The sequence below is a fragment of the Arthrobacter sp. 05T444 genome (assembly GCF_056395905.1).
Genome location: NZ_JBFTKK010000019.1, coordinates 83077 through 90731 on the forward strand (window position 1 = coordinate 83077; position 7655 = coordinate 90731).

4 protein-coding genes are annotated in these 7655 nt (G+C 65.1%); all 4 read right to left on the bottom strand.

Annotation, left to right across the window (positions count from 1 at the left end; translation table 11 throughout):
* Window positions 1-30: 30 nt before the first annotated feature.
* Complete coding sequence (locus AC1DD3_RS17125; RefSeq protein WP_476882138.1) at window positions 31-5529, bottom strand: peroxidase family protein; 5499 nt, start codon at window positions 5527-5529, stop codon at window positions 31-33.
* A 352-nt stretch (window positions 5530-5881) separates the two neighbouring features.
* Window positions 5882-6310, bottom strand: coding sequence for a DUF779 domain-containing protein (locus AC1DD3_RS17130; RefSeq protein WP_230117463.1), 429 nt, complete (start codon window positions 6308-6310; stop codon window positions 5882-5884).
* A gap of 15 nt (window positions 6311-6325) precedes the next feature.
* Complete coding sequence (gene adhP, locus AC1DD3_RS17135) at window positions 6326-7348, bottom strand: alcohol dehydrogenase AdhP (protein WP_230117462.1); 1023 nt, start codon at window positions 7346-7348, stop codon at window positions 6326-6328.
* A gap of 128 nt (window positions 7349-7476) precedes the next feature.
* The coding region (locus tag AC1DD3_RS17140; protein WP_476882140.1) for an aldehyde dehydrogenase family protein at window positions 7477-7655 on the bottom strand (179 nt) is incomplete at its 5' end.

The following is a 7655-nucleotide window of genomic DNA, read 5'->3' on the forward strand; positions in this document are numbered from 1 at the left end:
CTTGTGGGAACCGCCAGCCGGCCAATTACATTACACGGAGCCTGTCCTGAAGGTCCAGGACCGGAACGCCAGCGGGTTGCCGGCGAGGTCAAGGACCGAGGAGGTGGCCATCGTGTATGTGGTGTTGGCCACGAGGGTCGCCGACGGGTTGAGCGTCGCCGTCCTCGTTGCCGCGTTGTACGTCACCGTTGCGGTCACGACCGGTCCCGTGAGGCTGCCGCGCCTCAGGACCACCGTTGACGTGCTGACGTTCGTAACAGGCTCGCTGTAACGTACCGTGACGTTGGCCGTGCGGCCCACGTTCGTTGCACCGATCGCCGGTGTCACCGAAGCCACCGTCGGGGCGGGCCCGGTGGTGAACTGCCATGACGGCGGTGTGGCCATGGTGTTGCCTGCCGTGTCCCGGATGGAGGAGAACGCCATGTTGTACGTACGGTCGGCGAGGAGGGTCGCGGTGGGGTTGACCGTCACGGTCCTCGTAGCGTTGTTGTAGGTCACACTGGCCGGGATCGGCGTTGCACTGCCGTTGAGCCGGAGAACAACCGTTCCGGAGCCGACGTTCGTGACCGATTCACTGAACGTGGCCGTCACGTTTGCCGTCTGGCTGACGGACTTGGCGCCGAGGGCCGGCGTCCTGGCGGTGATCGTCGGGAGCACAAACTCGGTCCGCGGCGTGATCAGCGGAGTACGGGCCGATGGTGCGCCCGTGCCTGCTGCGTTGATTGCCGAGACGTCGAAGGTGTATCCCGTGCCGTTGATCAGGGCCGCCACCGCGCTGCTCGTGACGTTCCCTACCGTGACCTCGCGGGTCGGAGTGGCACTCGTTCCCACGAAGACGCGGATTCGGAACTGCGTGACTGCGGCACTGGGAACTGCCGCGGGGGCGGTCCACCTCACCGTAACCTGGGCATTGCCCGCAGTCGCCGTGCCAATCGCCGGAGCGCTGGCAAGGACGGGAGCCGACGGCGTGACCGCGTTGGACAGTGCCGAGAATGCGCTGGCGCCGAGTGCGTTCACTGCCCGAACCTGGAACCTAACAGCGGTTCCGTTGGTCAGACCCGTCACCACCAGGCTGGTGGCACCGGCGTCAGCCGTCTGAAGCGCACCAACCTGGGTTCCGGCTGCGTTGACCACCCGCACGTCGAAGCTGGTGGCAAGGCCGCCTGCTGCCGGCGTGAAGTTGACCGTGGCCTGGCCACTGCCGGTAGCAGCAGCCGCGCCGATGACGGGAACGGATGGTGCGACAGTGTCAGCGAACACCAGCCGTTCGACGTTCCGCACGGTGTCGGTACCGTCAGTGCCCACGTTGTCGGTCACCGTGGTCGTTGACCCCGGAGAGCCAAGGACGCCGGTTCCACCGGTGGTGGTGACGGTGTAGTCGGCCTGCGCGCCGGTGAACACCGCCGAGTCGGTGCCGCCGGAGCCCGTGAGGACCTCGCGGACCGCCACGATGTTGCCGGGGTTCACGGTTCCCGCGAAGACACTTTCCTGGAGCGTCGGTCCCGTCAGGTTGCCGCTGGCGTCCTTCAGGTACCGGCTGGCCATGGCGCTCTGCCCCAACCCTTCAATGCTGGCGCTGCCGATTTCGCTTGCCGGATCGGCCGCGTTGGTGCGGACGCTGAGACGGACACCGACGTACCGGTCGCCGTCGAGAATGTCATTGGCGCCGCGTCCCTCGAGAAGGTCGCTGCCGCTGCCGCCGAGGAGGATGTTGCCTTCGCCCCAGACGTTCGCACCGGTGAGGAGCGGGCAGTCCTTGGAGGCCGAAGCGGCCACAACGTCGGATGTCAGAGTCGGGAAGGTCGACACCAGGTCGCCAAGTCCGGCGATCCGGTCCACACCGGCCTGATCCAGCACGTCACATCCAATGAACCCGGCGCCGCCAACGGCGCTCGGAACCAAATCGTCACCGCGAAGCTTGTCGTCGAGTTTGCCGCCCGAGAGCGCTTCAACCTCGTTGAACTTGTCGCGGACACCGACCGTCAGGATGTCCAGCGGAGGGATCGGCAGGGCCAGGTCAAGATCCTGTTCCTGTGGGTCGCCCTGACCGATCTCCCAGTCGTAACCGGAGGCTCCGGCGACCTTCTCGATGCCCGGACCGCCGACGCCGATGTCGTCGCCGCCCTCCATGTCGTAGTCGTCGTCGCCGCCCTGGCCGACGAGGATGTCGTGTCCGGGCTTCTGGGAATCATCCAGGAAGAACAGGTTGCCGCTGTCTCCCTGCATCAGGTCCGGCTGGTCGCCGCCCTCTTCCCAGTCATCGCCGCTGTCGCCGAATGCGGCGTCAAGGCTCTCACCAAGCATCACGAAGTCGTCACCGGCTCCAGCGAAGGTCTCGTTGGCGTTGGCTCCGCCGTTCGTGAAGTCCTTGCCATCTCCACCCATGATGATGTCCAGGCCCGGTCCGGCGTCGATCGCGTCATTGCCGGGTCCGCCCTTCGGGACGTCGTCACCTGCGAGGTCCGTGATGATGTCGTCACCTTCGCCGCCGAGCGCGATGTCAGCTCCGTCGCCACCCTCGATGACGTCGTTGCCGGTACCGCCCCAGAAAGTGTCGTTGTCGTTGCCGCCATAGATGCGGTCGACTCCGGCGGTGCCGTTGTAGACGCTCTGGCCGTTGATTCCGGAGGGGTCGACCGTGTTCCTCGCACGGTACTTGATGGTGCCGTCGGACATACGGATCAGCAGATCCGTCTCACTGCAGTCTGAGTCCGGGTCATCCGCTACGGTGTTGCCGGAGGCCGTAAAGCCCGCAGGCGTGCCGTCCAACTTCTTCAGTTCGAACTTGCAGTCCGCCGTGGCAAACGCGTCGGCCTTCAGGCTGTGCACGTTGGTGTTGCGCATCATCATCTCGGCGAACGAGTTGCCTTCCAGTTGCGCCCTCAGGTTCATGCCCGGGGTGCGCGCCAGGTAGTACAGACGGTCGCCGTTCTGCAGGTTGGTCAGCTGGTTCTCGAAGACGTAGTTGAACGTGCTGCCCAGCAGACCGCCAAACAGGTTTGTCCGCTCCGCGAGGCCGCCGACCCAGAGGTCCACGTTGTCGAGGCCAGTAATCGAACTCGTGCCGGTGTTGGCCCACGCGTCCGTGCTGTTCATGAACGCCGCGGCGTCAGCCGGAGGGACATCCGCGGGTGCGGGGCTGACGATCAGCCGTGCGGCCTCCCGCTTGGCCGCCAGCGTCGTTGCGCCGGTGATGGACGGGTGCAGACCGTAGGCAGCGACGAAGTTGACGAGCGACTCCGGGTGCTTGAGGTTCTCGCCGAAGTCGACCCAGTTGGTGTAGGGCTTCAGCTGGCCGTCATTGGTTGAATTGAAGAGCTCCCGGCGGAGGACGTTCAACCGCGGAATTCCTTCAGAACGGGCCCGCGTCATGTTGATCGTCGGAAGGTCCAGGGGCAGGCCCAGCAGGTTGTTGCGGAGCGTGTCGGTCACGAACTCATCCAGTTCGTTACCGGCCTGGTCCGACATCCCTGCGATGACGCTTCCTGCAGCCTCTTCCGAGGTCAGCGGCCCGGCAGGACCGCCGTTGGTGTACTCCGGCGGGTTGAGGAAGCCATTGAGCAGCGAGATGTCGTTCTGGCTACCCCTGGTGTCATCAGCATCTCCGAAGACTCCATTGAAGCCGGCGCCGTCCTCGTTCCTGCGTGAGATCGTTTCGGTCAGCATGGAGTGGCCGAAGCGGTACACAGCGTGGGCGAATTCCGCCTTGATCGCGGGGTTGAGCTCCGTCTGGGTGAACGCAAACGGCTCAAAGGGGTTGATCGCAGGCTGAACCTTGCGGGCGAACTCCTCAAAGACCAGGTGCTGGTACTCCATTTCCGTGATGAACCGTGCGGCCTGGAAGAGCCGCTCACCGTTCCAGCCGGCGGCACCGGCAGTCAGCTTCCACTCGGCCAAAGCCGCGACGCCGCTGGGGGAAGTATCGGTCGTCAGGACGTTCTCGATGTCGCCGACGAGCCGATCGTGCTCGGAGTGGAAGATCTGGTGAATGGTGGTCAGGCCAATGTTCTCGTTGACCCGGCCGTCACCGGCGATGAAGTGCGCGTTCAGCATCTCGTCGTCGTAGGTACCCGCCGGCTGGCTGGCGAAGTCGGCAGATGCCGTGTTGTCAGCATCAGGCGCCGGCGTCACCCGCGGCGTGGCCGGGTTGTTGTCGGTGTCCTGGGGACTCGGGTCCGCGTTGTGCGCGATGTCCGTCAGGAACGGGGTGTCAAAGTACTTGACGTTCGCCGGCACCAGGGTGCCCAGGCCGCCGTTGTCGGCGCGGTTGGCCTCCACGAGTCCGGTCGCGGTCACGAACTGCGGCAGACCGCGGGCGGGGCCGGGAATGAACTTGCCGTACGGGTCCGCGGCGACCATCGGGACATTCAGGACGTCCTTGTCCAGCAACTGGATACCCAGACGCGCCGAGGCCTGGGCCTTGGTGGTGGTCCAGGTGGCCATGCCGCCAGCTGTGGGGCCGGCAGGTCCACCGAGCAGCTTGCCCGTGGCGACCGGGCTCCCGGCGGTGTTATCAACGTACTCCCGCAGGAACACCTGGTGCGAGGAGTGCGAGGTGTAGGTCTGGCTCTGGTCCACCCAGGGCGAGTCCGTGTTGTTCGCATCCTGGATATCGTCAGCGCTTTCATCGGCAGGAGTCGCGGGGTTGTCACCCAAGACGCCGTCCGGACCGGGCTGGTTCTGGGCCCGGGTCAGCACCATGAAGCGCAGGTTCGGGCTGAGGTCGTCCGCGTTCCCGAAGACGTGGTCCGGGCCTGCGATCAGCGGGTCGTCATCCTTCAGCGGAACGAAGACGGTTCCGCCGCTCTTGACGGTCTGGTCAACGCCGTGGTCGAAGAACTGGCCGAACAGCGTGAACATCGAGTTGTAGGGCGGGGAGAGGCCGACGTCGGTGGTCACGTTCGGGATGAACAGCGTGCTGTGCGACGGCACGCAGTCTACGGGAACGCCGGCGACAGGCGGAGTCGCCAGGGGATCTGGGTCCGTGGTGCAGGGGACGACGCCGGTGTTGCCCTGCGTCCTGACCGGGTTACCGGCCGCTGCGACAGCGGCAGGGTTGGTCGAGGTCTGGTCCACGATCAGGTTGCTGATCACGCGGGGCTCGGAGTCGAAAACGTTGCCCTTCTTCTGCGCGTACGAGGTCGGCTGGGAAGGGCCGAACGCGGGAGGCGAGTTCTCGGCACTCTTGAACACCGGCGTGGTCAGGCGCGGGAACTTCTGGTCAGCCGCACCGAACGTCTCCTGGCCCGCCTGAAGGTTGTTGCATGACCCGTCGACCGTCCGCAGTCCCTGAGAAACCAGGGGGCTCGGGATCTGGTTGGGGCCAGTCCCGATCAGCGCACCACAGGGGCCGGTGGCTGAGGTCGTGTTGGCCACATGGGCTTCAGCGATCTTGATCTGCTTCAGGATGTAGGAGAGATCGGAAGGGGATACGGTAAAACCTTCCCCCACCGGCGCCTGCACCGCGTTGGCTGCCACAACTGGCAACCCCATGGCGATTGGCATCATGAGTGTGGTTACTGCTGCCACCGTCCGAAAGGAGATGGCCTGCTTGCCGTGCTTTTTGCGTCGTTGACGCCGGTTTGTTGGTGGATCGGTGGGTGACGCGGATCGACTTTGATCCGCGCCCCCGTCTGACTTCCAGGCTGAGATTTTCATGGCACACCTGCCGCTAGGAGGGATGTAACCGTGCCATCGTGCGATGGTGTGCCCGTGAAAACCTTGTGGCAGCAACCTCTCTGCCGCTGTTTCACCTGCTGAGCCACCCAAATTGGGGGTTTTCAACCAGTCAATTAACCGGCAACGCACAGGTGGGGCCGCTAGTTCGCAGCCCCACCTGTGCGTCATTTGCCAAGGCGTATTACATCCGGTCTGAGATGGCTCAGACCGGCCAGTCCATGAGGGTGGAACGGATCAGGAACCGTTTGCCCTCCGGTGCCTCGACCGAGAAACCGCTCCCCCGGCCCGGCACCACATCCACAGTCAAATGGGTGTGGCTCCAGTAGTTGAACTGCTCCCTGGACATCCAGAAGTCCAGCGGCATGGTGCCCATTTCAGCATCGGCGCCGGGACCGCCGTCGGGAATTTCAAAGCGCCCCAGCAGGACGTCGGAGTCCCCGGTCAGGAACTCCCCGGCCGGGAAACACATCGGCGAGGAGCCGTCACAGCAGCCGCCGGACTGGTGGAACATGAGCGGCCCGTGCTGGGCCCAGAGTTTCCTGAGGAGGTGCACGGACTCGGCGGTGAGCGCTACCCGGGAGAAGTCCTCCCCGGGCAGCGTCACCGCGGCGTCAAGACTGGCTTCAGTCATCACCGATTCCGCTCATCAGAACCTCAACACGACGCGGCCGTCGATTTTCGCGTGCTTCATCTCGTCCAAGACCGCGTTGACCTCAGAGAGCTCCCGGGCGGACACGGTGGGATGGATCTTGCCCTGCGCGTAGAAGTCCAGAGCCTCCTCCAAATCCTGGCGGGTGCCCACGATGGAGCCGCGGACGGTGAGGCCCTTCAGCACGATTTCGAAGATCGGCGCCGGGAAGTCGCCGGGCGGAAGCCCGTTGAAGACGATGGTGCCGCCGCGGCGTGCCATGCCGATGGCCTGGCCGAAAGCGGACGGGTGGACGGCCGTGACCAGGACGCCGTGGCAGCCGCCCGTTTCCCTTTGGATGACCTCTACCGGGTCCTCGTGCAGGGCATTGACCGTGAGCTCGGCACCGTGTGCCTTGGCGAGGGCCAGCTTGTCGTCGGCGATGTCCACGGCCGCTACGCGCAGGCCCATGGCCACGGCGTACTGGACCGCAATATGCCCCAGCCCGCCGATGCCGGAAATGGTGACCCACTGGCCCGGCCTCGTCTCAGTCATCTTCAGGCCCTTGTAGACCGTGACGCCGGCGCACAGGACGGGCGCAACCTCCACCGGATCCGAACCCGCCGGAATGCGGGCGGCAAAGCGCGTGTCCACCAGCATGTACTGCCCGAACGAGCCGTCCACGCTGTAGCCGGCATTCTTCTGTGCTTCACAGAGGGTTTCCCAGCCGGTGCGGCAGTACTGGCAGTCGCCGCAGGCGGACCACAGCCAGGCGTTGCCTACGAGGTCTCCGATGGCGAGGTCGGTGACTCCCTCTCCGAGAGCCACCACTTCGCCCACTCCCTCGTGGCCGGGGATGAACGGCGGAGAGGGCTTGACAGGCCAGTCCCCCTCCGCGGCGTGCAGGTCGGTGTGGCAGACTCCGGTGGTCAAAACCTTGACCAGCGCCTCACCGGGGCCGGGCGTCGGAACGGGAACGGTCAGGATCTGGAGGTCCTTGCCGAATTCGGTTACTACGGCTGCTTGCATTGTCGTCGTCATTGGCGATCCTTGCGTCGTTAGAGCATTTGTTGAACTGAGTGCGGTGACGGTGGTGCTGCCTTCCTGAGGGGTGGCCAGGTGGGGCGGGCGGGGACGGATTGGGCCGTCCCCGCCCGGGTCGGTGCGGCTTAGAAGAAGCCGAGCTTGTTCTCGTTGTAGCTGACCAGGAGGTTCTTGGTCTGCTGGTAGTGGTCCAGCATCATGGCGTGGTTTTCACGTCCGATGCCGGAGGACTTGTAGCCGCCGAACGCGGCGCCGGCCGGGTAGGCGTGGTAGTTGTTGACCCACACGCGGCCGGCCTGGATCT